Below are 26962 nucleotides of genomic sequence, written 5' to 3'. Positions count from 1 at the left end.
GCCGGTAGAGTTTGGGGCATGAGCAATCCCGCCTTGTTCGAGCCGGGCAGCCCCGATCGCGGCGCATTCGAGATCTACAACCGGCTGTTGAAGAACCGCATCGTATTTCTGGGCACCGATGTGGACGACGACATCGCCAACTACATCACCGCCCAGCTCCTCTACCTGGAGGGCGAGGACGCGGAGAAGGACATCTGGCTGTACATCAACTCGCCCGGAGGGTCGGTGACCTCGGGCATGGCCATCTACGACACCATGCAGTTCATCGCCCCGGACGTGGGCACCATTTGCATGGGCCTGGGTGCCTCCATGGGCCAGTTCCTCTTGTGCGCCGGCGCCCCCGGCAAGCGCTACGCCCTGCCCCACGCCCGCATCATGATGCATCAGCCCCTGGGCGGCGTTCGGGGCCAGGCCTCCGACATCGCCATCCAGGCCGAGCAGCACGCCTACGTCAAGTCGCTCTTGGCCGAACGCATCGCCCACCACACCGGACAATCGGTCGACCAGGTGGAGGCCGACTCCGACCGCGACCGCTGGTTCACCGCCGAAGAGGCCAAGCAGTACGGCATCATCGACCACGTGATCGTCAAACGCGGCGAGATGATCTGAGCCCCTGAGGCTCTGGGGCTGGGGGGCCAGGGAGTTCTGAGCCTCAGCCCTCGACGTCGAGTCTCACCTCGCCGGTGATCCGGTCGGCGTCGGCTGGCACCAGAGGCACCTGGGTACTCTCCCAATCCAGCACCAGGCCGCAGTGGTCGCCGGAATAGCGGGCCAACTCGGCGGCGGCGATGCCCGCCTCCTGCAGCTTCTCGGCATTCACTCTTTCGGCGCCACTCTCGGCGCCACTGTCGGTACCGCCGGCGGGGTTGCCGAAGGCAGCAATGATCAGGCCCATGGTGTCGTTGATCACCGCCAGGGACGGCTCGATCTCCAGCGGTGCCACCTCCCGCACTGATTCCAGTTCATTGACCACGGCCTGGGCTGCGCTCGGGTCATCGGAGTAGTCCGAGGCCAGTGCCCCCTCGGGGCCGAACGCGGTCTCAAGCCTTCCGCAAAAGGCGTCCAGGTCGGGCTGGTCACTGCCGCCACAGGCACCGAAAGCGCTCATGCTGGTTACGGCCACGATGGCCAACATTGATCTCAGGCCCATCGAGACCTCAGCCTTGGTCAACGGGCGGTGGCTGCTTCTCGGAGGTCGGAGATGGCGTGGTCGAATCCCTGCTCGTCCTTGAACACCGCACTGCCGGCCACGAAAACATTGGCGCCGGCTTGGGCCGCGGCCCCGATGGTGGCTGGCCCGATGCCCCCATCCACCTCCAGCTCTGTGCTCTTGGTGTTCCTGGTGCTCTCGCCGACAGCACGACCACGCTCGTCGATCATCGCCCGGATCTGGGTCACCTTGGATTCCATGGAGGCGATGTACGACTGGCCGCCCCAGCCGGGGTTGACCGTCATCACCAGCACCTGCTTGCACAGATCCAGCACGTGGGCCACGGCCGACGCCGGGGTGCCCGGATTGAGGGCCACGCCCGCGTCGACGCCCAGCTCCCGGATCGCCCCCAGAGTCCGGTGCAGGTGGGGACAGGCCTCGGCGTGGACGATGATCAGCTCGCAGCCGGCCTCGACAAACTGGGGGGCCAGCTCATGGGGCTCTTCCACCATGAGGTGAGCCTCGAAGGGCAGAGACACCAGCGGCCGCACCGAGGCGATCACGTCCGGGCCGAAGGTGAGATTGGGCACGAACCGACCGTCCATGACGTCCCAATGGATCCGGTCGGCCCCGGCCTTCTCCAACCCGATGCACTCCTCGCCGAGGCGGGCAAAATCAGCGGGCAACACCGAGGGGGCGATCAGGGCTCTCGCACTGGGTGAACTTCCAGGCGTAGCTCCGGAGGAGGCTCCAGGGGCCATGCCCCGACCCTAGCGGCCATGAGACGGAGACTGGCGCAATGGTTTGCTCGGGCCGGGGAGTGCTCAGCCCGAGTCTCAGCGGAGCATCCCGCCGTCCACGAATACGGGGCGACCGCTCATGTAGGCCGAGGCATCTCCGGCCAGGAACACCGCCGCGCCCACCAGATCGTCGGGCACCCCGAGGCGACCGAAGATGGTCTCGCCCGCCACCTCCTGCTCGAAGCGGGCCCGGGCCTCGGGGTCGCGGGGCAGGATCATGTCGGTGGCCACCGGGCCCGGTACCAACAGGTTCACCCGCACCCCCCGCTCGGCCCATTCCCGGGCCATGGTGGTGGTCCAGTTGGCCATGGCCGCTTTGGCCGCGCAGTAGGCACCGATGCCCTCCATCGGCTGGTAGGCCCCCAACGCCCCGATGTTGATGATGGATCCGCCGCCGTTGGCCGACAGATGGTCGAGCGCGGCCTGCGACAGGAACAACGGCCCCTTGAGGTTCACGGCCAAGATGTCGTCCAGTTCGTCGGGCGTGACCCGGGTGGTCACATGGGGGCGCAGTACTCCGGCGTTGTTCACCAGCACATCCAGCCGGCCGAATCGGTCCATGGTGGCCTCCAGCAACGGCTGGTGTTGCTCCAGTTGGCTGACATCGGTGGCCACCGCCATGGCCTCGCCGCCCGCCGCCGTGATCTGGTCGGCCAAGGCCTGGCATGCCTCCAGCGTGCGGCTGGTGGCCACCACGCTGGCGCCGGCCTCGGCCAACCCCAGGGCCAGGGCGTGCCCGATGCCCCGGGAGGCCCCGGTGACGATGGCGGTCTTGCCGGTGAGATTGAATCTGTCGGGCAGGCTGGACTTCGGCTTGGGTTTCTCGCTCATAGTCTTTGGTCGTTCATGGGGCCGACTGTTGTTCCCGTAGCCACTGCTCCAGGCTGGCGTCTTCCCAGTCGTCGGGGCCGTACACCGTGCGGGGCAACGGCGTCATCAGGTGGGTGTCCCCACCGGTGACGTACTCGGCCGAGCGGTGTTCCCAGTCGATGATCCGGCTGTCCTCGTTGCCTTCCCGGCAGAGGCCCCGGGCGGTGTCCCGGTTCTGGCGGTAGGTCATGTGGGAGGCGATGTCGGTGGCCCACACCATCACCACCTCGTGCTGGTTGTTGAGCACCTCGTACAGGCCGGTGGGCCGGTGGTGGTAGTCGGCCATAAGGGGCACCCGCTCCTCGGCCACCGCGGCCAGGAACTCCAGCGGGGTGCCGGGCCGCACCGTGAGGATCTCGTTCACGAACAGCGTGCCGGTGATGCCCGCCTCGGCGATCTCGGCGGTGGAGGGGCTGCCGGGCACGCCGCCGCACAGCCGGTCGAACCCCCCGGAGCGCCACTGGGCAGCCTCGTCCCACCAGTCGCCGTAGAACGCCTTGCGCCGCTTGAGGTTGAGCCGGTCCAGGTTCTTGGCCAAACCGGCCCAGCCCTGGGTTCCGATGTCCCAGATGTTGATGACCTGGGGCCAGCGCCCCCCGCCCGCCGCCAGGATGTAGAAGGCGCCCTGGAGTCCGAACATCTCCGGCATGCGCAGCACCGGGTCCTGCCAGAGGTGCTCCATGTAGTCGTACTGGCCCTGCCCGATGATGTCCACCACCTCGTACAGGTACAGGTCGCGGGTCTGGCGGGCTCCCCGGTTCTCGTGGTCTTCCAGGGTGGGCTGGCTCTCCTGGTCCTGGCGACTCATGGCCAGAGCCTAGGTCTTGTGTGTCCGGGCATCCCTGGGGAGACCCGCCCGAGGCGCCCCTGATTCTTCATTTTCGGAGTATGGGGTTGGTTTGGGGTGGGGGTGGGGTGTTGGTGGTTCCGTGGGTGGGGAAGGGGTCGGGTGGGGGGTGGGTGTGCCACCGGTTGGTGTGGGGGTTGTGGGTGACGGTCCAGTGGTGGTCGTGGATGTTGTGGTGGCAGTCGTTGCAGACGAGTGCGAGGTTGGCGAGGTCGGTGGGGCCGCCTTCGGACCAGAATTTGATGTGGTGGGCGAAGCATCGGTGGGCGGTGGTGCCGCATCCGATGCAGTGTTGGTCCCGGTAGGTGAGGGCGGCTCGTTGGGTGGTGGTGGCGGTGCGGCGTTTGCGGCCGAGGTTCATTTCTTGGGTGGCGGCCCGGTACACGCCGGGCAGGATGTCGGCGTCGCAGGCCAACCGGACCAGTTCGGCGGCGGGGATGGGGGTCCCGTCGGAGAGGCGGGCGTCGGTGAGTTGTTGGTTGACGACGTCGTAGTCGGCGACGACCAACAGGGCGGTGCCGGCTGTTTTGCCTTTTTCGGGTTCGAGGATCAACTCGGCCAACGCGTCGGCCGTGCGCTGTTGGGAACTGCGCCGGGCCTTGGGGTCTTCCTGGTTCCACAGTTCCCGTACTTTGGCGGCCAACACGGTGTCGATGTGGGCCCCGGTGATGGGGTCGAACTCTGCGGAGAGCACGAACATGCCCGACTCGGGTCGGGTGAACACCCGGGCGCTGCGGCGTTCGCGGCGGCGTTCGTGCAGGGCGTGGCCGTCGTCACCGGAGGCTTCGTGTTGGTGGCGGGCCATGGTCCGGGCGAACGTGTCGTAATCCTGGTGGGTGGCCGCTTGCACCATCAACGACTCGTCGATCGGCCCTTCTGCTGCGGCCCGGGCGATCAACCGGGCGTGACCGGCGGGGATCACCCCGGCACCCAACGCGTCGGAAGTGGCGGGCAGCCCGGCGAGGCGCCCTGCGGTTTCCACCTCGGTGCGGGCGGCCCGCTTCGACGACCGGGTTTCCTGCCGGGCGATCCTGCCTGCTTCCACCGGACTGTGACGACGAGCCAACTCGGCCAACGTCTGTGCCTTCATGGCCGACAAACAAGACTCCGCCCGCCCGATCACCCCCAACCGATCCCGCAACCGGTCATCGGACAACGAACCCACATCCACCGGCACCGGCCACACCACCGCCCCGGCAACGGCCCCGCCTCTGGGGGTGGCCTCAGAAGTGCTGCCACGAGCTTTGTTCACGACCCCTCCTCCCCGAAGACGGCCCCCGGACCAACCAGGCTGAATAACACTGATGTCATTCTACCGACCCCGGTGACACAACCCAACCGAAAATCGGTCCTCCCCGACCCACCGGCCAGCACAAAACCCCAGGTCACAACCCCAAAATCCATGCCCCCCACCCTACCCACCACCAGTGACAACATCCCCCAACCCCACCCCCACCACCCGAGGAGTCCGGCAGGGCATACGGGTTGCTGGCATCCTCCTGGCCGGTGTGGGGGCCGGTTAGTCTGGCCGCTGATGAGCAGCGACCGGGCTAGGTGGGATTAGTTGCGGGCTCAGGGTCGGTGGGTGGAGCTGTGGGCCGATGTTCGGGCGAGCGGCACGGTCGATGACTTGATCGCCATCGATCGGGATCTCAGCCCGGAGGAGCGTCGGGCCGACAACGCCGCCCGGCAGGCCTTTGCTGCCTCTCCTGCAGCTTCAGCGAGATTCGACGCCATCGCGGAGCAACCATTAGACCGGATCCTCGATCGGATCGAAGAGCTTGAGGGGCAAGACCAGCGTGAGCTGGCCGAGGCGGGTCGCAAGTTGGCCATGGCCAACCGCCGGAGTGAATTGTCGTTGGGGTAGGGGGGAGTGGGGGCGGGGATGTCCGGTGGCATGAACAACTGGGTGGATGACCTGGGTGCCCTCAGTGGTTCTCCGAAGGCGGTACTGGCCCGCGTTGAGCAGTTGCGCTCCGACGCGCATGGGCTGCTTCGCCATCGGGGGGACGTCGACAGTCGGGCCCGGGCTGCCTATCGGAGCGAGCAGGGGCGCGCGGCTCAGAAGCAGCTTGAGGAGATGCCGCTCGACACGTTGAAGGCGTCCGGCAGGGGTCAACTTCGGCTGGGTCTGATCGAAAGTGCCGGCTACCGCACGGTCGCCGCGGTGCAGAAGGCCGGGAAGCAGCGCTTGGAAGCGATCTCCGGGGTGGGCGAGAAGACGTCGACCCAGGTCCTGGCCGCGGCCCGGCGAGTGGAAGCGGCGGTGCGGAAGTCGGCCCAGGTTCGCTTCGACGTGGATCGTCGTCCCCGAGGGCAGACGGAGCTACTGGCCAGACTGCAGGCCTACGAGGTTGCCCATCGCTTGATCGACCCCCTCGAGCCGGGGATGGACGAATTGCTCGGCAAGATCAAACAGCACCGTCGCCTTGCCCGACTGGAGGTCCAGCCGATCCTCCGCTTCTTCTCCACCAATCGGCGCAAGCAGAAGGCCCGCCGCCAACTGGAGAAGCTGGACGCCCTCATCAATGATCCAACCACCGCTCAACTCGCCGAGGAGATGGCTCGGGCCCGATCGGTTCTGTTGCTGAAGCGAGCCAACCGCCCGTCCCGGGCAACGGCGCAGGCCCTTTGGGACGACTACCTGCAGCGCACGGCCACCTACAACGGCCTGCTCATCGAGGTGAGCGGCCAGGGCCTGGCCGACGGACCGTCGCAGGGGTTTCTCCCCCCGGAAATCGTGGAGAAGATACGTGGGCTCGAACTGGACACGTCCCTGCTCAATCCCGAACTGCGTCTGCGCGGCTATCAGTCATTCGGGGCCAAGTACATCCTCGTCCAGAAAAAAGCGATCCTGGGCGACGAGATGGGACTGGGCAAGACCATCGAGGCGCTGGCGGCGGTGTCTCATCTGCGCTCCCAGGGGGAGACCCATTTCTTCGTGGTGTGCCCGGCCAGCGTCCTGGCCAATTGGGAACACGAGATTGCCCGGCACACCCATATCGAGCGGATATGGCGAGTCCACGGCCCCGATCGCAATCACCTGTTCCGTCAATGGGCCCAGGAGGGGGGTATCGGGGTCACCACCTTTTCCACCCTTCGGGCCCTCCGGGCACCCGACGTCCCGATCTCGGCGCTGGTCGTGGACGAGGCCCACTTCGTGAAGAACCCCGGCGCACAGCGCACGAACGCGGTGCGGACATGGCTGGGGCGGGCGGATCACGCTCTATTGATGAGCGGGACACCCATGGAGAACCGGGTCGAGGAGTTCCGCACGCTCGTCCACCACGTCAGACCGGACATTGCCCGGACCATTCAGGGCACCGACGGCATCGCCGGGGCCGACGTGTTTCGCCGGTCCGTGGCCCCCGTCTACCTGCGCCGCAACCAAGTCGACGTGCTCAGCGAGCTTCCGGAGAAGATCGAGACCCCCGAGTGGCTCACCTTGGAAGGACCGGCGGCGTCGGTGTACCGGGAGGCGGTGGCCTCCCGGAACTTCATGGCCATGCGGCGGGCCGCCTTCCTCACCCAACGCCTGGAGGACTCGCCGAAGATGGAGCGACTGCTCGAGATCGCCTTGGAGGCCGCGGACAACAACCGCAAGGTGGTGGTGTTCTCCTTCTTCCGCGAGGTGATCGCCCGGGTCCATGAGGCGTTGGACTGGCTGGCCGTCGGCCCGATCACCGGGAGCGTGTCGGCCACCGACCGGCAGAGAATCATCGACGAATTCACCAGCCGCAACGAACCCGCCGTGTTGGTCAGCCAGATCGAAGCCGGGGGCGTCGGCCTCAACATCCAGGCCGCTTCAGTGGTCATCCTGACCGAGCCGCAATGGAAGCCCAGCACCGAGGAACAGGCCATCGCCCGCTGTCACCGGATGGGGCAGGCCCAACGCGTGCAGGTCCATCGCCTCCTCACCGAAAACAGCGTGGACGAGCGGATGCTGGCCATCTTGGCCCGAAAGTCGAAGCTGTTCGCCGAGTATGTGCGCCAGAGTGCCATGAAGGACGCCGCGCCCGACGCGGTGGATGTCACCGAGGATGATCGCCTGTTCACCGACGCCGGCCGAGCCGAACAGGAACGCCGGATCATCGAGTTGGAACGCCGCCGATTGGGGCTGGACGACGAGTAGGCCACGACCCGCGGCCAGTGGTGCCGAGGCTCGGCGCGCTAGGTTGCCGCGGGGATGGGAGCGATGGCAGGGGAGGGTTGATGGCTGAGCAGGTAGGGGCCCCGCGGGTTCGGTCGGGGGGGTCGGCGGTGGTGGAGCAGCTTGTGCGGGAAGGGGTGGAGGTGGTGTTCGGCATTCCCGGCGTGCAGCTCATGGCGATCCTGGACTCGCTGCATCATCGGGCCGGGGAGATCCGCTACGTCACCACCCGTCACGAGCAGGCCACCGCCTACATGGCCGACGGCTACGCCCGGGTGAGCGGGCGGCCCGGTACCACGCTGGTGGTGCCCGGCCCCGGGGTGTACAACGCCGGCGCCGGGCTGGCCACCGCCTTTGCGGCGTCGTCACCGGTGTTGCAGATTTCCGGCCAGATCAATCGGGACGCCATCGGGCGGGGCCACAGCCTGCCCCATGAAGTACACGACCAACTCGACGTGGTGCGGCCCATCACCAAGCACGCCGAACGGGTCATCGACGCCGACCGGCTTCCCGCCGCCGTGCGACGGGCTCTCGCGGCCATGACCAGTGGCCGTCCGCGACCCACCCATCTGGAGATCCCGCCTGAGACCATGGAGGAGCCGACGTCCGCACCGGTGATCGACCCCGTGGCCTCCGAGCCGCTCCGGCCCGATCCCGAGTTGGTCGACCGAGCCGCCGACCTGCTGGCCCAGGCGGAGCACCCCTTGCTGGTGGTGGGCGGCGGTGCCCACGGGGCGGCGGGCGAACTGCGGGAGCTGCAACAGCACCTACAGGCGGCGGCCATCTCCACCCGAGAGGGCAAGGGCGTGCTCGACGGCCGCCACCCGGCCATGATCGGCACGTTGTTCGTCCACCAGCGCCTAGCCTCGGTCATCGCCGACGCCGACGTGGTGTTGGCCGTTGGCACCCGTCTGCAGGGCGTGGGCCTCAGTGACCGCCACCGGCTGATCCACCTCGACGTGGACCCCAACGAGATCGGCCGATTCACCACCCCGGAGATCACACTGGTGGCCGACGCCCAGGCCGGTGTCGCCGACTTGCAGGACGCGTTGCGCCGGATCAGCGACCCCAAACCCGACCGCACCGCCCACTGGCGAGCGGTGCGTGAGCGTGTCGATGCCGCCCACCGGGCCGCCGGTCCCCAAGCGGCCATTGTCGAAGCCCTGCGTGACGGCCTGCCCGACGACGCCGTCGTGGCCGTGGACGCCACCATGGTCGGCTACATGTGCCACATGTCCTTCCCCGTGGCCCACCCGAGGTCGTACCTCACCTCGTCGTACATGGGCACCCTCGGTTTCGCCGTGAACATGGCCCTCGGGGCCAAGCTGGCCGCCCCCGACAGACCCGCAGTGTCGATCAGCGGCGACGGCGGGTTCCTGTTCGGGAGCAACGAGCTGGCCACCGCCGTGCAGCACGAGATTGCGGGCATCCACATCGTGGTCAACGACGGGGGCTACGGCAACACCCGCCTGGATCAACAGCTCAACCTCGGCGGACGACTCCTCGGCACCGAGCTGCGCAACCCCGACTTCGTGGCCTACGCCGAATCTTTCGGCTGTGCCGCCACCCGGGTCACCACCAACGACGGCCTCCGCGGGGCCCTGGCGGACATGCTCGCCGCCGACCAGCCCGCCGTCATCGAACTCGCCATCGACCCCCTCCCCACCAACGCCTTCTGAGCTAGCACAACGCAACTCCCTACCTGGGCCGAGGACGCCCTACTGGATGGGCACCTGCGAGGTGGTTGGATCGAGACACATGGGTGGGTAGCAGCATCAGGTTGCACGCTCTGCTGATTCCCTGAAGACTTCGACACTTCTGGAGTTGGTGTCAGTCAGGGGGTATGGCCGTGGATCTGGGGCTGGGCAACGAGATCACCTTTGTGGGAGTGGTCAGGGCACGAAGGGACCGACCTCCTACACGTGATCGCGATGGTTTCGTCAAGGCAGATGTGGAGGCCGAGGACGGGACTCAGGTGGTCGTGGTCTGGTGGGATGCCGGACGCGCACCCGCCATTGATGCTCGGGTTCAGATATCAGGTCGGGTCCAAGAATTTCGAGGTGCTCTTGAGGTACATGCTCGGGATTGTCTTGTCCTACGAACCGGCCCTCCCGAAGACCCAATAGAGCAGGTCATGGGGTTCTACCTGAGCTGCCTCGAAGCCGAAGCGGCAGGCTCGGTGAGAATTCATCTGAATGACTCAGGTCACATTGAACTCACCAAAGGACCAAGCCCGGTGCATGGGTTGCGTCAACTGTCCTCGGGAGAGGCGGTGGCTCGCTGGTGTCGACAACGCGAGATGGCGCTGGGTGAGGCAGTGATCGCGGGATGGCCGATGATCGTCGGAACCGATCAGGAATCTCGTAGGACGGGCCTTGTTGCGTCGCCGTTGCTGATCGCAGAGATCGACCTCACAGAGTCCAACGGCTTGTGGAGCATTGAACCCCGCGAGATGGTATCGCTGAATCCCTTCGCCCTTGACCTGCTGGATGTTGACCGCCACGAGCGAGAAACGATGGTGAGGCTTGTCCAAGAAAGTGCAGCGGTGGAAGAGGCCCGAACGTCGGGAGACTGCGCTGCCGCGATTCTTTCCATCTTGCAGGAGGCGGGTGTCGCTGATTTCAGCTCATGCGACCCGAAGACGCTTTGGGCCCATGACAACACCGTCGGAGTCCACAACGCAGGCCTGTTGATCGTTGGAGTTTCCGGTTCAACCGCCTTCAACCGGATGCTTCTGGAGGATCTGGAAGAACTGCTGAATCGCCCCGACCTCTTGTCGAGCGGCCCGGCGGCGGTGATGTTGGGACAAGTGGCTGCCCCGGTGGCGTCACTGCCGGCCCCGCATACCACAGTGGTTCCGTCTTCGCTGGTCCAAGACCGGGCAGTGACCTCTGCCATGGAACAGGTGCTCACTGTGGTCACCGGCCCTCCAGGGACCGGTAAGTCGCAGGTCCTGGTCAATGTGGTGGCCGCCGCGGTCGCCCGCAACGAAACCGTGTTGTTTGCGTCCAAGAACAACCAGGCCGTCGACGTTGTCTTCGAGCGTCTAGCCCTGGCGACCTCCGACGCCTGCATGGTGCGGGCCGGGCCGGCAAGCCGAAGAAGCGAAGTCGCGGCGGGCATCCGCAGCATCTTGGCCACCCCACCCCGAGCGGTTGACCTGGCCGAGGCTCGCCGCAAGTGGGCAGCGGTAGCGGCCGCAGTCGAGAGCGCGCATGGGTGCATGCATCGCCGAGCCCGCCTGGAGGGTGAGGTGGATCAACTCAAGGTGGATTTGCGAGGGCTCTTGGAAACACTTCCCGAGCGCGCCGAGGTGGACGCGGATGAGCGGTACCTGGACGCCTCCGTCGAGCAAGCCCGTGTGGCCCTGGACGCCTTTGGAAGGGGGCTGGGCATCTTTGGTCGATGGGAGAAGCACCAACAGCGCCTTGAGTGGGCCAGGCGGGCGTTGAGCGCCCTGGGTGAGGTCCTCGCGCTCGATCAGGGGGAGATGGAACAAGTACTCGCCTCCGTCGCGGACAGGCCCAGGCGCTCACTGGCACCTCGTCAGGCCTTCAGGTCCATTGAGGAGGACGTGGAGAAGATCCGTCGGGTGAAGCGCACGAGGGCGAACATCGCGGACATAGCCGCAGAGTTGGAGTCCCTTCCCTCCAAGCAGGAATTGGATGACCGGCTGCACAGTATGAGGGACGAGCGCATCGAGGCGGGGAGGCAGCTACTCGATGCCAAATGGGAGCAGGTAAGGCGGGGTGACCCAGCGGCTCGAACCGCGGCAGGCAAGTTGGCCGAACTCCTGGAAGGGGCCGCGAACGCAGGTCGGAGTGCTCGAGGGGCCCGCAGGCAGGTCGTTCCCGCCTTGGCCGCCATCCCGGTCTGGGGTGTCACCAACCTATCGGCACGAACGAACTTGCCCCTCGAGCAGGGGCTCTTCGACCTCGTGGTCATTGACGAGGCCTCTCAGTGCGACATTGCGTCGGCCATCCCGTTGCTCGTCCGGGCGAAACGGGCGCTGATCATTGGCGACCGCCGGCAGCTCACGCACATTTCGTCGCTGAGCAACGCTCGTGAAGAGACCATCGCCCGCCGCTGGGGCTTGAGCGAGGACCGATTGGACGACTTCAGCTACCGGGACAGGAGCTGCTTCGGTCTGGCTTCCTCGCGAGTGGATGAGGAGCCGCTCTTCCTCGACCTCCACTTTCGCTCGCACCCCGCGATCATCGGATTCTCGAACGAGCGGTTCTATGACGGCAGGCTCGAATTGTGCTCCGATTCCCACCCACCTGGGGATTTGCCGGCCATCGAATGGACGGATGTGGTGGGGGACAGCAGCCGAGGCCCCCAAGGACGCAGCTTTGTGAACCTCCCAGAGGCACGTGCCGTTGCCCAGATGCTCGCTCAACAGTTGCCCGAGTTTGCCGGGCTGGGCCTGACCGTGGGCGTCATCACGCCCTACAGGGCCCAAAGCGAGCTCATCGGGGACCAGCTTCACCGCTTGGTGGGCATGGAGGTCGCACGGGAAGTGACGGTTGCCACCGCCCATCGCTTCCAAGGCGATGAGCGCGACATCATCTACTTCTCACCGGTGCTTGGTCCCTCTCTGCCCGATCGCCAGATCAGGTTTGTGGCCAACCCCAACCTCGTGAACGTCGCCCTCACCAGGGCGCGGCGGCGGTTGGTGATCGTCGGGAATCGGAACGAATGCCTGACTCACGCAAGTGTCCTGGCCGACCTGGCCCGTTATGTCAGTCGACTCGAAGCAGGGTCATTTGACAGCCCTCTGGAACAGACACTTCACGAGGCCCTGCTCGACCGTGGCGTCCATGCCCAGACGGGGGTCGTCGTGGCCGGGCACCGTCTTGATTTGGCTGTTGTCCACGGGGAGTCTCGGCTCGACGTCGAGTGCGATGGTGCCCCCTTCCACACCAACCGGGATCTTGACGAGGTCCGCGACCGCGCGATCCAAGCCGAGGGCTGGCAGATCATCCGCTTCAGCGGTCGGCGCATCAGCGGAGACCTCGAAAGCTGCGTCAACGACGTGCTCGCGGCGCTGGGCCAGTAGGGGGCCAGCGCATTTGACGGCGACTGCGACGAATCGAGCGGTCCCTACTCGGTCTTGCCGTTGCCAGGCAGTGTTCGGTGGGGAAATGGGCCGGAGAGGCGGCGCGCGTCCAAATCGTCAGGTAAAGCGCGTCCAAATAGTCAGGTAGAGAGCGTCCAAATCGTCTGGTAGAGGGCGTCCATTTGGTAAGGTTCGGGGGTGGTGTATCAGCCGAGGATCGTTGATCAGGAGCTGGACGAACTCCTGGGCGGGCTGTCGGCGGTCGCTCTGGAGGGTCCCAAGGCGGTGGGGAAGACCGAGACCGCACAGCGGCGGGCCGCCACCATGCATCGGCTCGATGACCCCGCCCAACTGGAGTTGATCAGGGCCGCCCCCGAGCGACTGACCAGCGGCGAACCCCCGGTGGTCATCGACGAGTGGCAACGCCTGCCCACCTCCTGGGATCTCGTGCGCCGCTCGGTGGACCACGACCCCAGCCCGGCGCGGTTCATTCTCACCGGCTCGGCCGTCCCCGCCGATGCGCCCGCCCACTCCGGTGCCGGTCGCATCGTGACCGTCCGTATGCGTCCGATGTCATTGGCCGAGCGGGGCATCGAGACGCCGACGGTTCGCCTGCGTGACCTGCTCAGCGGGACCAAGGCCCCGGTGGAGGGCAGCACCACCCTGGCCTTGGAGACGTACGCCGACGAGATCACCAGATCGGGATTTCCCGCCATTCGGCAACTCTCCGGACGCCACTTGCGGGCCCAACTCGACGGCTACATCGACCGGATCGTGGAACGAGAGTTCATCGAGGCCGGCCACAAGGTCCGCAACACCGGTGCGTTGCGGCGGTGGCTGGCCGCTTACGCCGCTGCCTCCTCCGACAACACGTCGTTCGAGAAGATCCGTGACGCCGCCACGTCAGGCGAGGGCGACAAACCCTCCAAGGCCAGCACCATTCCCTACCGGGCCACGCTGGAGCAACTGTGGATACTCGAAGAAGTGCCCGCCTGGATCCCGTCGTTGAATCGCCTGCGGCGTCTGGCCACCTCGCCCGTCCACCAGCTCACCGATCCGGCGTTGGCCGCACGCCTGTTGGGGGTCGACGCCGAGGCCCTCATCGACGGCGCTCCGGCAGGCCCTCCCTCCATCAGGGACGGCACCCTGCTCGGAGCATTGTTCGAGTCGCTGGTCACCCAATCCGTGCGGGTCTACGCCCAGGCCAACGAGGCGAGAGTCCGCCACCTCCGAACCCGAGGGAGCGAGCGCGAGGTGGACCTCATCGTGGAACGCGACGACGGGCGGATCGTCGCACTCGAGATCAAGCTCACCGCCACCGTGACCGACGGTGACGTGCGGCATCTGCATTGGTTGGCGGGCACCATCGGCGACAATCTGCTCGACGCCGCGGTGATCACCACCGGCAAGGACGCCTACCGCCGCTCCGACGGGATTGCTGTTGTGCCGGCGGGGTTGCTCACGGCGTGAGGGGCTCGGGTCGGGTGGGCGGCAGGCTGGAGGGGCAATGGGTCGCACGTGGGGGTTAGCCTGAGGGCGTGGACGAACTCGGTTACATCCCCTTCGATTGCGACAACCACTACTACGAGGCCCACGACGCCTTCACCCGCCACGTGGACCCGGCCATGCAGCCTCGCTGCGTGCAGTGGGCCGAGGTGAACGGTCGCAAGTATCACCTGGTCGGCGGCAAGATCAGCCACGCGGTGGTGAACCCCACCTGGGATCCCATCGCCATGCCCGGCGCCCTGCACAACTACTTCCGGGGCAACCCCGACGGTGGCAACCCGGCCGAGATGCTGCGCCAGCGGGAACGCCTGCCCCGCTACTACGTGGACGACCGGGACGCCCGGGTGGACAAAGTGGCCGAGCAGGGGCTCCAGTCGGTGTGGCTGTTCCCCACCCTCGGCGTGCTGTACGAGGAGCTGATCAAGACCGACATCGAAGCGGTGTGCGCCCTGTTCGGAGGGTTCAACCGCTGGTTGGACGAGCAGTGGGGCTTCGCCTACCGCGACACCATTTTCGCCGCCCCCTACATCGCGTTGGGCGACGTGGACTGGGCCTGTCGCGAGCTGGAGTGGTGCCTGGACCGGGGGGCCCGCACCATCGTGATGCGTCCCGCCGCGGTGTGGACGGCCGACGGCCCGATGTCGCCCGCCGACGAGCACTTCGACCCGTTCTGGGCCCGGGTGAACGAAGCGGGCATCTGCGCGGTGGTCCACGCGGGCGACAGCGGCTACTCCACCCACGGCTACGACGTGGACGGTTTCGCCTCCACCAACGTGGCCCGAGGAGGCCGGTACAAGCCCAGCATCAAGGCCTTCAACATCGAGCGGGCCGCCTACGACTACCTCATCACCCTGGCCCTGCAGAAGCTGTTCGAGAAGTTCCCCAACCTGCGGGTGGCCTCGGTGGAGAACGGCTCGCAGTTTTTGGGTGACATGTTCCGCAAGCTGGAGCAGGCCATCCACAAGAACGTGGGCTGGTTCGGCGAGGATCCCTGCGAGCTGTTCCGCCAACACGTGTGGATCAACCCGTTCTGGGAGGACGACGTGGCCGAGGTGGTGCACTACATGGGCCCCGACCGGGTGATCTTCGGCAGCGACTGGCCCCACATCGAGGGCATGCCCCAGCCGCTCGACTACCTGGTGGAACTCAAGGACAAGGGCTTCGACGACCCCACCAAGAGGAAGATCCTCCTCGACAACGTCACCGAGCTGAACCAACTGCAACCGGCCTGATCCCCGCTGAGCTTGGGCCGGGGCCGGGCCGGTCCCGGTCGGCCCAGGCCGAGTCCCGCTAGCCGGTGGGGTCGAAGTGGGGTTGGGTGAGGTGGTAGCGGGCCACCGCGTCTTCCGCCACCGAAGCGTCCACCGCCCCGTCGGCGGCCAGCGCGCTCAACACGGTGGCGATCACGCTGGGGGCGTCGGTCTCGAAGAATCGGCGCAGCGACTCCCGGGTGTCGGAGCGGCCGAACCCGTCGGTCCCCAACGGGATGAACCGGCGGGGCACCCAGCGGGCGATCTGGTCGGGCACCTGCGTCAGGTAGTCGGTGACGGCCACCACGGGCCCCCGGCCGGCGCCGAGCCGCTGGGTCACCAACGGCACCCGAGGCTCCTCGCCGGGATGCAGCCGATTCCAGCGCTCCACCGCCAGGGCCTCCTCCCGGGCCGCCTTGAACGACGGCGCGCTGTAGAGGTCGACCCCGATCCCGTAGCGCTCGGCCAACTCGGCCTGGGCGTCCCGGGCGGCGGAATGGGAGGGGCCGGAGAACACCACCGTGGCCTGCTGCTCGGTGCCGTCCGGGGCGTCGTTCCAGCGGTACAGGCCGGACAGGATGTGCTCGTCGCTGATGAAGTCGGCCCGGCGGGGCTGGCGGTAGTTCTCGTTGTAGATGGTGATGTAGAAGAAGACGTCCTCGCCCCCGTTGCCGTACATCCGGTGCAGCCCCGACCGCACGATGGCGCCCAGCTCGTAGGCGAACGCCGGATCGTAGGCACAGCAGGCGGGCACGGTGGAGGCCAGCAGGTGGCTGTGCCCGTCCTGGTGCTGCAGCCCCTCGCCCAACAAGGTGGTGCGCCCGGCGGTGGCCCCCATCAGGAAGCCCCGGGCCCGGGAGTCGGCCGCCGACCAGATCAGATCCCCCACCCGCTGGAAGCCGAACATGGAATAGAACGAGTAGAACGGCACCATGGGAACGCCCATGGTGGCGTAGCTGGTGGCCGCCGCGGTCCATGAGGCCAAAGAGCCCGCCTCGGTGATGCCCTCCTCCAGGAGCTGCCCGTCCTGACCCTCGGCGTAGGACAGCAACAGGTCGTGGTCCACCGGCTCGTAGAGCTGCCCCTCGGAGGCGTAGATCTTAAACTCCCGGAACAGGGAGTCCATGCCGAACGTGCGGGCCTCGTCGGGGACGATGGGCACCACCCGGGCCCCGAACTCCTCGTCGCGCATCATGTTGCGCAGCATCTGGGTGAACACCATGGTGGTGGACACCTCCCGCTCTCCGGACCCCTCGTCGTAGTCGGCGAACAGCTTGTCGTCGGGCAGCTTGAGGGGTCGGCGGATGTTCACCACCCGGGTGGGCAGGGGGCCGTCCAGCTCCCGCCGGCGGGCCATCAGGTAGGTGTGCTCGGGGGAGTCGGGCGGGGGCTTGTAGTAGGGGGGGTTGGCGTCGTCCTGCAGGGCCTCGGCGGGGATCTCGTCTTCCAGGTGGAGCCGGGAGCGCAGCTCCATGAGCTGGGCAGTGGTCATCTTCTTCACCTGGTGGGTGGCGTTGCGGGCCTCGAGCCCCTGGCCCAGCGTCCACCCCTTGATGGTCTTGGCCAGGATGACGGTGGGCCGGTCGGTGGCCTCCACCGCGGCCTTGTAGGCGGCGTAGAGCTTCAGGTAGTCGTGGCCGCCTCGGGGCAGGTCCTCCAGCTCCCGGTCGCTCAGGTGGGCCACCATCTTGCGCAGCCGGGGGTCGGGCCCGAAGAAGTTCTCCCGGATGTAGGCCCCCGACTCGGTGGCGTAGCGCTGGTACTCGCCGTCCACCGTGGACATCATCTTCTCCAGCAGCACCCCGTCCAGGTCGGCGGCCAGCAGCTCGTCCCAGCGGGAACCCCAGATCACCTTGATCACGTTCCAACCCGAGCCCCGGAAGTTGCCCTCCAGCTCCTGGATGATCTTGTTGTTGCCCCGCACCGGGCCGTCCAGGCGCTGCAGGTTGCAGTTCACCACCCAGATGAGGTTGCCCAGCTTGGCCCGACCGGCCAGCGAGATCGACCCCAGGGTCTCCGGCTCGTCGCACTCGCCGTCGCCCACGAAGCACCACACCTGCGACTCGCTGGTGTCCTCGATGCGGCGGTCGTGCAGGTAGCGGTAGAACCGGGCGTGGTAGATGGAGTTGATCGGGCCGAGCCCCATCGACACCGTGGGATACTCCCAGAAGTCGGGCATGAGCCGGGGGTGGGGGTAGCTGGACAGCCCCTGGCCGCCGATCTCCATGCGGAAGTTGTCGAGCTGGTCCTCGGTGAGTCGGCCCTCCAGGTAGGCCCGGGCGTAGATGCCGGGGGCGGCGTGGCCCTGGATGTAGATGGCGTCGCCGGGCAGCCCGTCTTCCTTTCCCCGGAAGAAGTGGTTGAAGCCCACTTCGTAGAGGGCGGCCGACGAGGCGAAGGTGGACAGGTGGCCCCCGATGCCGTCGGCCCGCTTGTTGGCCTTGACCACCATGACCGCCGCGTTCCACCGGATGAATGCCCGGATGCGGCGCTCGATGTACTCGTCGCCGGGGAAGAAGGGCTGGTCGGTGGTGGAAATGGTGTTCACGTACGGCGTCTGCACCGTGCCGGAGATGCCCAGGCCCAACTCGTCGGCCCGGTCCAGGAGCTGGCGCAACAGATAGCGGCCCCGCTGCCCCCCGGAGGCACTGACCACGGCGTCGAGGCTGTCGAGCCACTCCTGGGTTTCGGCGGGGTCGGTGTCGGGCAGTTGGTTCGAGAAGGTCACGGCCACGTCACCATGCTTTCAACTTTGGGGTCCCCGTGCCAGCATGAAGCGGTGGCCGATGGACAATCCGTGACGCCCGGCGGGGCCGGGGCCGAGGCCCCCACCGTGGTGTACACCGACGGCGCCTGCCGGGGGAACCCCGGACCGGGGGGATGGGCTTGGGTGGTGCCCGACGGGCCCCGGGACTCGGGGGCGGCCCCGCAGACCACCAATCAGCGGATGGAGCTCACCGCGGTGTTGGAGGCGGTGCGGTCGTTGGAGGGGCCGCTGGAGATCGTGAGCGACTCCACCTACGTGGTGAACTGCTTTCGGGACCGGTGGTGGGAGGGCTGGCTGCGGCGGGGGTGGCGCAACAGCCAGAAGAAGCCGGTGGCCAACCGGGACCTGTGGGAGCCGTTGCTGGAGTTGGCCTTGCCCCGGTCGGTGGCCTTCCGGTGGGTGAAGGGCCACGCCGGCGATCGCTGGAACGATGAGGCCGACCGGTTGGCCGTGGCCGCCGCCGACGGGGTTGATCTCGGGGGGTTCGATACCGAAGGGGCCGAGGCCGAACCGGTGGGGCGCGACCGGCGGCTGTTCTCGGTGGAGTAGCCGTATTCGGCCTCAGGCCACGGCCTGGGTGAGCACCGGGGGGAGGTCGGGGTGGCGGAACTCGAAGCCCGCCTCGGCGAGCACCCCCGGGTGGGCTCGGGTGCTGGAGAACAGGAGTTCGTCGGCCAGTTCCCGGCCGAGCAGCAGCCGGGGCCCGATTCGGGGAACGGCCAACGCCGCCGGCCGACGCAGCACGGTGGCCAGTTCCCGGGTGAAGTCCCGGTTGGTCACCGGGTTGGGGGCGCACAGATTGACCGGGCCCGACACCTCCGATTCCAACAGGAAGGCCAAGGCCCGCACCTCGTCGTCCAGGGCGATCCAGGGCCACCACTGGCCGCCTCGTCCCAACCGGCCCCCCAGGCCCAGCTTGAACAGGGGCAACATGCGGGTCAGGAACGGGGCGTTGTCGGCCACCACCAGCCCGGTGCGGGCCAACGCCACCCGGATGCCCGACTCCTGGGCCCGGTGGGTGGCGGCCTCCCAGTCGATGGTCAGGGTGGCCAGGTATCCGGTGCCCGGCGTGGACTGCTCGTCGAGTTCCTCGTCGCCCCGGTCGCCGTAGTAGCCGACGGCGGAGCCCGCCACCAGCACGGCGGGTGGGGTGGTGGCCGCCCCCATGGCTTCCACCAGCAATTCGGTGGCGTCCACCCGGCTCTGGCGCAGTTCCCGTTTGCGGCGGGTGCTCCAGCGGCGGTCGCCGATGCCGGCGCCGGCCAGGTTGACCACCGCGTCGATGCCGTCGAAGGCGTCTTCGTCGATGTCGCCGGTGGCCGGGTTCCAGTACTTGGCGTCCTCCCCCCGCTGCTGGGGGTCGCGCACCAGCCGTACCACCCGGTGGCCCCCCGACCGCAGGTGGTCCACCAGCGCGGTTCCGATCAGCCCTGATGCTCCGGTAACGACCACGTTCATGGCCCAAGTGTAGGAGGAAGACCGCCGCCGCGGTCAGGCCTACCGGGCCGTGGCGGTCTCGGGTAGGTTGTCCGCATGTCAGAGCCTGAAGACAACGTCCCCTTCGATCACGGTGAACCGGCGGTGGCCGAGTCGAAAGACCGGTCGTTCGGCGACCTGGTGCGCCAAATCAACGCCCGCATGGTGTTGGGCGCGCTGGCCGCGGTGGCGCTGATCGTGTTCATCGCCCAGAACACCGGCGAGACCCGGGTCAATTTCCTGGGGTGGGACTGGGATTTGCCCCTGTTCCTGCTGCTGTTGATCACCGTGGCGCTGAGCGTGATGTGTACCGAGATCGTGGCCTGGTACACCGGCCGCTACCGTCGCTCCCGGAGCCGCTAGGTCATCGTCTTTGTGAGCACCCGGCGGTTGATCGTGGCGGCGTTGTTGTGCGGGGTGGCCATTCTGGTGGCCTTCGCCGTGCAGGCGGTGCTGATCCTGCGCTGAGCGACGTCGGGGTGACTGCGTTGGTGGTGCCCGCCGGCTTGGGCGCGCGCCCTGATCCTGTGCCGAGCGTGTCGCGCCGAGATCGGCCACTGTCAGGGTGGTCGGTAGACTGTGCCCCATGAGCAGCAGCCACGATGTGGTGGTGGTGGGCGGCGGCCCCGGTGGGTACGCCGCCGCCCTGTACGGTGCCGCCGCGGGCCTGGATGTGGCCTTGGTGGAGAAGCACAAGGTGGGGGGCACCTGCCTGCACGTGGGCTGCATCCCGGCCAAGGAGTTGCTGGAGACCGCCGCGGTGTACCGCACGGTGGCCCACGCCGACCGTTTCGGGGTGAAGGCCGACTCGCCCGTGCTGGACATGGGAGCGGTGCAGGCCCGCAAACAGAAGATCGTGGATCAGCTCCACCGCGGGGTGGGCTCGCTGCTGGAGGGGCGCAAGGTCACGGTGGTCGACGGCCTGGGCACCCTGGGCGCCGACCCGTCCCAAAAGTCCGTGTCGGTGTCGGGGGGTGCCTCCGGCGACACCACGCTCACCGCCGACCACGTGATCCTGGCCACCGGATCGGTACCCCGCACGCTGGCCGGCTTCGAGGTGGACGGCGAACGGGTGATGACCAGCGACGAGCTGTTGTCCATCACCGACGTGCCCGAGGCGACGGCGGTGATCGGCGGCGGGGCCATCGGCTTGGAGTTCGCCTCGCTGCTGGCCGACATGGGGTCGCAGGTGACGGTGCTGGAGGCCCTGCCCCGCATCCTCATGGGCGCCGACGGCGACGTGGCCAAGCTTCTGACCCGGGCGTTCAAGAAGCGCAAGATCGACATCCGCACCGGGGTCGGGGTGAGCGGCTGCTCTCGGACCGACTCCGGGGTGGCGGTGGACATCGACGGCCAAGATCCCTTGGTGGTGGACGCGGTGGCCGTGTGTGTGGGCCGTCGGCCGTTCACCGACGGTCTGGGTTTGGAGGCTGCCGGGGTGGCCACCGACGACGGCGGCTACGTGGAGGTGGACGAGTTCTGCCGGGCGTCGGTACCCGGCGTCTACGCCGTGGGCGACGTGATCCGCACCCCGCAGTTGGCCCACGTGGCCTTCGCCGAGGCCATGGTGGTGGTCAAGCACCTGCTGGGGGAGTCGCCCACGCCGGTGGACTACCCCAACGTGCCCTGGGCCATCTACTGCCATCCCGAGGTGGCCTTCGTGGGCCACACCGAGGCCTCGGCCACCGAGGCCGGGATCGACGTGGTCACCTCGGTACACCGCTTCTCGGGAAACGGGCGGGCCATGATCGTGGGGGAAACCGACGGCTTGGTGAAGGTGATCGCCGCCCGCAACGACGACGGGACCGGCGGGCGCATCCTCGGCGTCCACATGGTCGGTCCGTGGGTGACCGAGCAGCTCGGCCAGGGCTACCTGACGGTGAACTGGGAGGCCACCGCGGCCGAGGTGGCCGAGTTCGTGCAGCCCCATCCCACTATGAGCGAGTTGTTCGGCGAATCGGTGCTCTCGCTGACCGGCCGGGCCCTGCACTGACCGGACGATGGCGGAGGTCATGGTGCACGGTCTGTTCGGCTACGCCGTGGGATTCCCGGCACTGACCGGAAGGAGATCTGATGTCTGAGGTCAGGATGCCCCAGTTGGGCGAAACGGTGGTGGAAGGAACCATCACCCAGTGGTTCAAGCAGGTGGGTGACGAGGTCGCCGAGGACGAACTGCTCTTCGAGGTGTCCACCGACAAGGTGGATTCCGAGGTGCCGTCGCCGTTGTCCGGGGTGCTGGTGGAGATCGTGGCCGCCGAGGGCGTCACCGTAGAGGTGGGGGCGGTGATCGCCATCGTAAGCGCCGACGGAGCGGCCCCCGTGTCGGCACCCGAGGCTGCCCCGGCTGCCGAGGTACCGGCCCCGGCTGCCGAGGCTCCGGCCCCGGAGCCACCAGCCGCAACCGAGCCCGCTTCGGTACCGTCGGAACCGGCACCGAGCCCGCCGACGGCCCAGAGCGAGGGCGTGGTGCTGTCGCCGGTGGTGCGCCGGTTGATCGCCGAGCACGGGCTCGACCCGTCGCACATCACCGGCACCGGCAAGGGCGGACGCATCACCCGAGGCGACGTGGAGGACCACATCGCCCGACACCGGTCCGCCCCCGGCCAGTCCCCCCCGCCGGCATCACCGGCCCCCTCGGGCGCGCCCGCGGCCCCGGCCCGCACGCAGGGTCGGGACACGATCGTGCCCCTCAGCAACATCCGCCGCATCACCGGCGAGCACATGGTGCGGTCCAAGTCGGTGTCGCCCCACGTGCTGACCGCGGTGGAGGTGGACTTCGAGGGCGTCGAGCGGGTGCGCCGGGCCCACCGGGAGTCGTTCAAGGCGGCCCACGGCTTCAGCCTCACCTACCTGCCGTTCATCGCCCGGGCGGTGTGCGACGCGCTCCACTCCTACCCCCACATCAATGCGTCGGTGGGCGACGGCGAGCTGGTGGTCCACAACTACGTGAACCTGGCCGTCGCCGTCGATCTGGACTTCGAGGGGCTGTTGGCCCCGGTGGTGGTGGACGCCGACCGCAAGCGGCTGGTGCCCATCGCCGAAGAGGTGGCCGACCTGTCCCGGCGGGCCCGGGCCAAGAAGCTCAACGCCGACGAGATCTCGGGGGGCACGTTCACCATCACCAACCCCGGCCAGTGGGGCACCATGATGCAGTTCCCCATCATCAACCAGCCCCAAGTGGCCATCTTGTCGACCGACGGCATTCGCCGACGTCCGGTGGTGGTGACCGCCCCCGACGGCAGCGAGGCCATCGCCATCCACTCGGTGGGGGTGCTGGCGTTGGCCTGGGACCATCGGGCGTTCGACGGGGCCTACGTGGCCGCGTTCCTCGATCAGGTGCGCACCATCATCGAAACCCGCGACTGGCACGCGGAGATCCCGTAGGCGGGTGAAGTCGCAGTGAGACCGCAGTGAGCCTGCGGATTCGATGGCTGGGGCGGGTGTCCTACGGGGATGCCCTGGCCTGCCAGCAGGCCATGTTCGCCGGCCGCGACCAGTACCTGTTGCTCCTGGAGCATCCCCACGTGTTCACCCTGGGGTTGCGGGGTGACGAAGCCAACATCCTGGTCGACCCGAAGGAGGTCGGCGCCGAAGTGGTCCGGGTGGATCGGGGCGGCGACGTCACCTACCACGGACCCGGCCAGTTGGTGGGCTACCCGGTGCTGACGGTGGCGGGCAAACGGGGCGGGGGTATGGCCGACACGGTGGCCTACGTGCGCTCGGTGGAGCAGTTGGTGATCGACGCCCTGGGCGATCTCGGGCTCGGCAACTGCGGCCGTCTGGGCGACTACCCCGGCGTGTGGGTGGACCCCGACAGCGACAACCCCCGCAAGATCGCCGCCATCGGGGTGCGCCTCAACCGCACCCGCTCCATGCACGGCTTCGCCCTGAACGTGGACTGCGACCTGGACTGGTTCGGCCGCATCGTGCCCTGCGGCATTGTCGACAAAGCGGTGACCTCGCTGGCCGCCGAGGGGCGACGGGCCACCCTGCGCGACGCAGTGGACGCGGTGGCCGCCCGGGCCGCTGACCGCTGGGGCGGTGGGGGAGCGGACCGGGCCGACGTGGCCTGGGGGCGGGGCCACCCCGCCGTCGGGGACACGGCCGGTACATGCGCCGCTCCCGGCGGGGCCGGCACATTCGGCGCCGACGCCGCGCCGGTGGGGATCACCGAGCGCAAGCCGGAGTGGATGCGGGTGGCCCTTCGCACCGGCCCGGAGTTCACCCGCCTGCGCTCGACGCTGCACGGGCGGGACCTGGTGACGGTGTGCGAGGAGGCCGGCTGCCCCAACATCTACGAGTGCTGGAACGAGGGCACGGCCACGTTCATGATCAACGGCGACCGCTGCACCCGGGCCTGCGGGTTCTGCCTGGTGGACACCCGCCGGCCCCTGGCCGCCGATCCCGGCGAGCCCGAACGGGTGGCCGACGCGGTGGCCGACATGGGCCTCGACTACGCGGTGGTCACCGCGGTGGCCCGTGACGACCTGCCCGACGGGGGCGCAGCCGGCTTCGCAGCCACGGTGGCCGCCATCCGCCGCCGCACACCCCACGTACGGGTGGAAGTGCTCATCCCCGACTGCAAGGGCGATCCCGACGCCCTGGGAACCATCTTCGAGGCCCGTCCCGAGGTGCTGAACCACAACATCGAGACGGTGGCCCGACTCCAGCGCACGGTGAGGCCCTCGGCCGGGTACGCCCGCAGCCTGGGGGTGCTGGCCCGGGCCAAGGCCGCCGGGCTGACCACCAAGTCGTCCGTCATCGTCGGCCTGGGCGAAACCGACGAAGAGGTGGCCCAGACCCTGGCCGATCTGGCGGCGGTGGGCACCGACATCGTGGCCGTCGGCCAGTATCTGCGGCCCACCGTCAAGCACTTGCCGGTGGCCCGCTGGGTGCCGCCGGGCACCTTCGACGAGTATCGGGCGGTGGGAACGTCGCTGGGCATCCGCCACGTGGAGGCCGGCCCCTTGACCCGGGCCAGCCACCACGCCCAGCACGCCCACGAACAAGCCGTTGCCCTTTCGTAGAGATTGATGATCGATCTGCATCCGGCCACGGTGCTGCTGCAGCTCGCGGTGGGGGGGTTGGCCTTCACGTGGGTGACCACCCGGCGGCGGGAGGCCGGGCTCGGCTACGGCTGGTTGATGCGGTCGGTGTTCGGCGTGCTGGCCGCCGGAGGGGCCGCGGTGGGATTCGCCACCGATCCGGTGCCGGTGCGGGATGCGAGCGCGGTGGCCACCGCCGGGGCGGCCGGGGTGGCGCTGGTGGTGTCCATTGTCCGTCGGCGGGCGGGGGTGGCGGGCCAACGGGCCCGACAGGAGCGGCGCAGCGCCGAACTGGCCGCCCGCACCGGTATCGACCGGGCCGACGTCCGCTTCGACCGGGACCGTCCCGAGTTCCCCCCCGTACTGGATCTGGTGGCCCCGGTGGTGGGCTTGGTGGGGGTGGTGGCCGGCGGGTGGGTGGCGGGCGATCCGGTCGCGTTGGCCGTGGCCCGCACCGTGGTGGGGGCGTTCTTCCTGGGGGCGGTCACCGACGCCATGCTGCTGGGGCACTGGTATCTGGTGCAGCCCGGCCTGGCCCGGGGCCCGCTGTTGGAGTTGGTGCGGTGGACCGGCGCGCTGTGGCTGCCGGAGGTGGTGGTGATGCTGTGGCCCACCGGCATGGCCTCGGTGCTGACCGGCACCATCGACGACGGCTACAACGGGTTGTTGGGTTGGTTCTGGGTGGCGTGCGTGGTCAGCACCGTGGGCTTGGTGATCTTGGCCCGAGCGGCCCTGCGGGAGCGCTTCTACTCGGCGATCATGGCCGCCACCGGGTTGTTGTATCTGGGCATTCTCACCGCCTTCGGCATGGATCTGGTGGCCCGAGTGCTGCTGGACACGGCGTGATCGGCGGTGGGTAGGCCGTTGGCGATGGTCCGACGCGGCAGGGCAGCAATTCGGCGCATGAGGGCGGGGTAGCATGACCCATGGCGTTTGCTGAGCGGTTGCGTCGGGCTCGGGGGCTGATGGCCGACCAGGGCGTGGACGTGGTGGTGCTGTCGGTGGGTGCCGATCTGCCTTACTTCTGCGGGTACGAGGCCACGCCGCTGGAGCGCCTCACCATGCTGGTGGTCCCCCGCGACGGCGACGCCCACCTGATCGTGCCCCGGCTGGAGGCCCCTCGGGTGGTGGAGCGGCCCGACGTCTTCTCCATGACCGTTTGGGATGACACCGAGAACCCCATCGGCCTGGCCCGGTCGCTGATCGGCCCGGCCGACGTGGTGGGGGTGGGCGACCACATGTGGGCCGGGTTTCTGGTCGATCTGCTGCGGGTGATGCCCGGCGCGGAGTTTCGCCGGGCCTCGGAGGTGACCGGCCCGATCCGCCAACGCAAGGATCCCGCCGAGGTGGAGTCCCTGCGGTTGGCGGCGGCCGCCGCCGACCGGGTGGCCGCCGAATTCCAGCGGGGCGACATCCCGCTGGTCGGCCGAACCGAGGCCCAGGTGTCGGCCGAGATCGGACGGCGGCTGCTGGCCGAGGGCCACCAGCGGGTGAACTTCGCCATCGTGGCCGCGGGCCCCAACGCGGCCAGCCCCCATCACGAGCCGGGCGAGCGGGTGATCCGGCCCGGCGAGGTGGTGCTGACCGATTTCGGGGGAACCATGATGGACGCCGACGGCGTGGGCTACTGCTCCGACATCACCCGCTGCGTGCATCTGGGCGAGCCGCCCGCCGAGTTGACCGACGCCTACGACGTGTTGTTCGAGGCCCAGGCGGCCCAGGTGGACGCCGCCGTGGTGGGTCGGCCCTGCCAGGAGGTGGACCGGCTGGGCCGGGCCATGATCGCCGAGGCCGGATTCGGCGACAACTTCATCCACCGCACCGGCCACGGCATCGGCACCGAAGCCCACGAGGACCCCTACATCGTGGAGGGCAACCACCAGTTGCTGGAGCCCGGTCACGCCTTCTCCATCGAGCCCGGCATCTACCTGGCCGGTCGGTGGGGGCTGCGCTTGGAGGACATCGTGGTGGCCGCCACCGACGGCCCCGACAACCTCACCACCGCCGACCACCACCTGGCCGTGATCGACGCCTGACGGCCC

The 26962-nt window shown here is 68.3% G+C and carries 21 protein-coding genes; 14 read left to right on the top strand and 7 right to left on the bottom strand.

Annotation, left to right across the window (positions count from 1 at the left end; genetic code table 11):
• Nucleotides 1-18: 18 nt before the first annotated feature.
• Nucleotides 19-609 carry an ATP-dependent Clp protease proteolytic subunit gene (locus tag ACOQPQ_RS06240; RefSeq protein ID WP_420638581.1) on the top strand — a complete coding sequence of 197 codons (591 nt, stop codon included), beginning with the start codon at nt 19-21 and terminating at the stop codon, nt 607-609.
• Nucleotides 610-652: 43 nt separating this feature from the next.
• On the opposite strand, the gene ACOQPQ_RS06235 is transcribed toward ACOQPQ_RS06240, so the two are convergent.
• From ACOQPQ_RS06235 to ACOQPQ_RS06215, 5 genes are all read right to left on the bottom strand, one after another.
• A complete protein-coding gene (locus tag ACOQPQ_RS06235; protein ID WP_420638580.1) occupies nt 653-1150 on the bottom strand; it encodes a hypothetical protein in 498 nt (165 codons plus the stop codon).
• Between the two features lie 17 nt (nt 1151-1167).
• Complete coding sequence (rpe, locus tag ACOQPQ_RS06230) at nt 1168-1911, bottom strand: ribulose-phosphate 3-epimerase (RefSeq protein WP_420638579.1); 744 nt, start codon at nt 1909-1911, stop codon at nt 1168-1170.
• A 75-nt stretch (nt 1912-1986) separates the two neighbouring features.
• On the bottom strand, nt 1987-2781 hold the full coding sequence (locus tag ACOQPQ_RS06225) for an SDR family NAD(P)-dependent oxidoreductase (protein WP_420638578.1): 795 nt from the start codon (nt 2779-2781) through the stop codon (nt 1987-1989).
• A gap of 13 nt (nt 2782-2794) precedes the next feature.
• Nucleotides 2795-3628 (bottom strand): hypothetical protein, encoded by an 834-nt coding sequence (locus ACOQPQ_RS06220; RefSeq protein WP_420638577.1) that lies wholly within the window; start codon nt 3626-3628, stop codon nt 2795-2797.
• A gap of 67 nt (nt 3629-3695) precedes the next feature.
• Complete coding sequence (locus tag ACOQPQ_RS06215; protein ID WP_420638576.1) at nt 3696-4919, bottom strand: DUF222 domain-containing protein; 1224 nt, start codon at nt 4917-4919, stop codon at nt 3696-3698.
• A gap of 312 nt (nt 4920-5231) precedes the next feature.
• Between ACOQPQ_RS06215 and ACOQPQ_RS06210 the strand changes: the two genes are divergently transcribed.
• The 6 genes from ACOQPQ_RS06210 (at nt 5232) to ACOQPQ_RS06185 (ending at nt 15614) form a co-directional block, all read left to right on the top strand.
• Entirely contained in the window at nt 5232-5534 is a 303-nt protein-coding gene (locus ACOQPQ_RS06210) for a hypothetical protein (RefSeq protein ID WP_420638575.1), read from the top strand.
• A 213-nt stretch (nt 5535-5747) separates the two neighbouring features.
• Nucleotides 5748-7799: a DEAD/DEAH box helicase gene (locus tag ACOQPQ_RS06205; protein ID WP_420638574.1), complete on the top strand. Its 2052-nt coding sequence runs from the start codon at nt 5748-5750 to the stop codon at nt 7797-7799.
• Nucleotides 7800-7879: 80 nt separating this feature from the next.
• Entirely contained in the window at nt 7880-9496 is a 1617-nt protein-coding gene (locus ACOQPQ_RS06200; protein ID WP_420638573.1) for a thiamine pyrophosphate-dependent enzyme, read from the top strand.
• Nucleotides 9497-9666: 170 nt separating this feature from the next.
• Complete coding sequence (locus ACOQPQ_RS06195; RefSeq protein WP_420638572.1) at nt 9667-12876, top strand: AAA domain-containing protein; 3210 nt, start codon at nt 9667-9669, stop codon at nt 12874-12876.
• A 198-nt stretch (nt 12877-13074) separates the two neighbouring features.
• The gene (locus ACOQPQ_RS06190) at nt 13075-14346 is read left to right on the top strand and encodes an ATP-binding protein (protein WP_420638571.1); all 1272 of its coding nucleotides are present in this window, start codon (nt 13075-13077) and stop codon (nt 14344-14346) included.
• A 68-nt stretch (nt 14347-14414) separates the two neighbouring features.
• Nucleotides 14415-15614 carry an amidohydrolase family protein gene (locus ACOQPQ_RS06185; RefSeq protein ID WP_420638570.1) on the top strand — a complete coding sequence of 400 codons (1200 nt, stop codon included), beginning with the start codon at nt 14415-14417 and terminating at the stop codon, nt 15612-15614.
• 58 nt (nt 15615-15672) lie between these two features.
• Here ACOQPQ_RS06185 and aceE read toward each other — a convergent pair whose 3' ends face one another.
• Nucleotides 15673-18366 (bottom strand): pyruvate dehydrogenase (acetyl-transferring), homodimeric type, encoded by a 2694-nt coding sequence (gene aceE, locus ACOQPQ_RS06180; RefSeq protein ID WP_420638569.1) that lies wholly within the window; start codon nt 18364-18366, stop codon nt 15673-15675.
• A 45-nt stretch (nt 18367-18411) separates the two neighbouring features.
• Here aceE and ACOQPQ_RS06175 point away from each other — a divergent pair, with 45 nt between their 5' ends.
• Entirely contained in the window at nt 18412-18948 is a 537-nt protein-coding gene (locus ACOQPQ_RS06175) for a ribonuclease H family protein (protein ID WP_420638568.1), read from the top strand.
• Between the two features lie 12 nt (nt 18949-18960).
• Here the strand turns inward: ACOQPQ_RS06175 and ACOQPQ_RS06170 are convergent, their stop codons facing one another.
• On the bottom strand, nt 18961-19857 hold the full coding sequence (locus ACOQPQ_RS06170; RefSeq protein WP_420638567.1) for a TIGR01777 family oxidoreductase: 897 nt from the start codon (nt 19855-19857) through the stop codon (nt 18961-18963).
• Between the two features lie 75 nt (nt 19858-19932).
• Here ACOQPQ_RS06170 and ACOQPQ_RS06165 point away from each other — a divergent pair, with 75 nt between their 5' ends.
• The 6 genes from ACOQPQ_RS06165 to ACOQPQ_RS06140 all read left to right on the top strand — a co-directional run bounded on the left by ACOQPQ_RS06165 (nt 19933) and on the right by ACOQPQ_RS06140 (nt 26956).
• A complete protein-coding gene (locus ACOQPQ_RS06165; protein ID WP_420638566.1) occupies nt 19933-20238 on the top strand; it encodes a lipopolysaccharide assembly protein LapA domain-containing protein in 306 nt (101 codons plus the stop codon).
• Nucleotides 20239-20461: 223 nt separating this feature from the next.
• Nucleotides 20462-21868, top strand: coding sequence for a dihydrolipoyl dehydrogenase (gene lpdA / locus ACOQPQ_RS06160; RefSeq protein ID WP_420638565.1), 1407 nt, complete (start codon nt 20462-20464; stop codon nt 21866-21868).
• Nucleotides 21869-21948: 80 nt separating this feature from the next.
• Nucleotides 21949-23259 carry a dihydrolipoamide acetyltransferase family protein gene (locus ACOQPQ_RS06155; RefSeq protein ID WP_420638564.1) on the top strand — a complete coding sequence of 437 codons (1311 nt, stop codon included), beginning with the start codon at nt 21949-21951 and terminating at the stop codon, nt 23257-23259.
• A 26-nt stretch (nt 23260-23285) separates the two neighbouring features.
• The gene (gene lipA, locus ACOQPQ_RS06150) at nt 23286-24902 is read left to right on the top strand and encodes a lipoyl synthase (protein WP_420638563.1); all 1617 of its coding nucleotides are present in this window, start codon (nt 23286-23288) and stop codon (nt 24900-24902) included.
• Nucleotides 24903-24908: 6 nt separating this feature from the next.
• Complete coding sequence (locus ACOQPQ_RS06145; protein ID WP_420638562.1) at nt 24909-25766, top strand: hypothetical protein; 858 nt, start codon at nt 24909-24911, stop codon at nt 25764-25766.
• An 80-nt stretch (nt 25767-25846) separates the two neighbouring features.
• Nucleotides 25847-26956: a M24 family metallopeptidase gene (locus tag ACOQPQ_RS06140; protein WP_420638561.1), complete on the top strand. Its 1110-nt coding sequence runs from the start codon at nt 25847-25849 to the stop codon at nt 26954-26956.
• The last annotated feature ends 6 nt before the right edge of the window (nt 26957-26962 follow it).

Source organism: Candidatus Poriferisocius sp. (genome assembly GCF_965219775.1).
Classification (GTDB): Bacteria; Actinomycetota; Acidimicrobiia; order Acidimicrobiales; family Bin134; genus Poriferisocius.
This window is presented reverse-complemented; position numbering and strand designations above follow the sequence as displayed.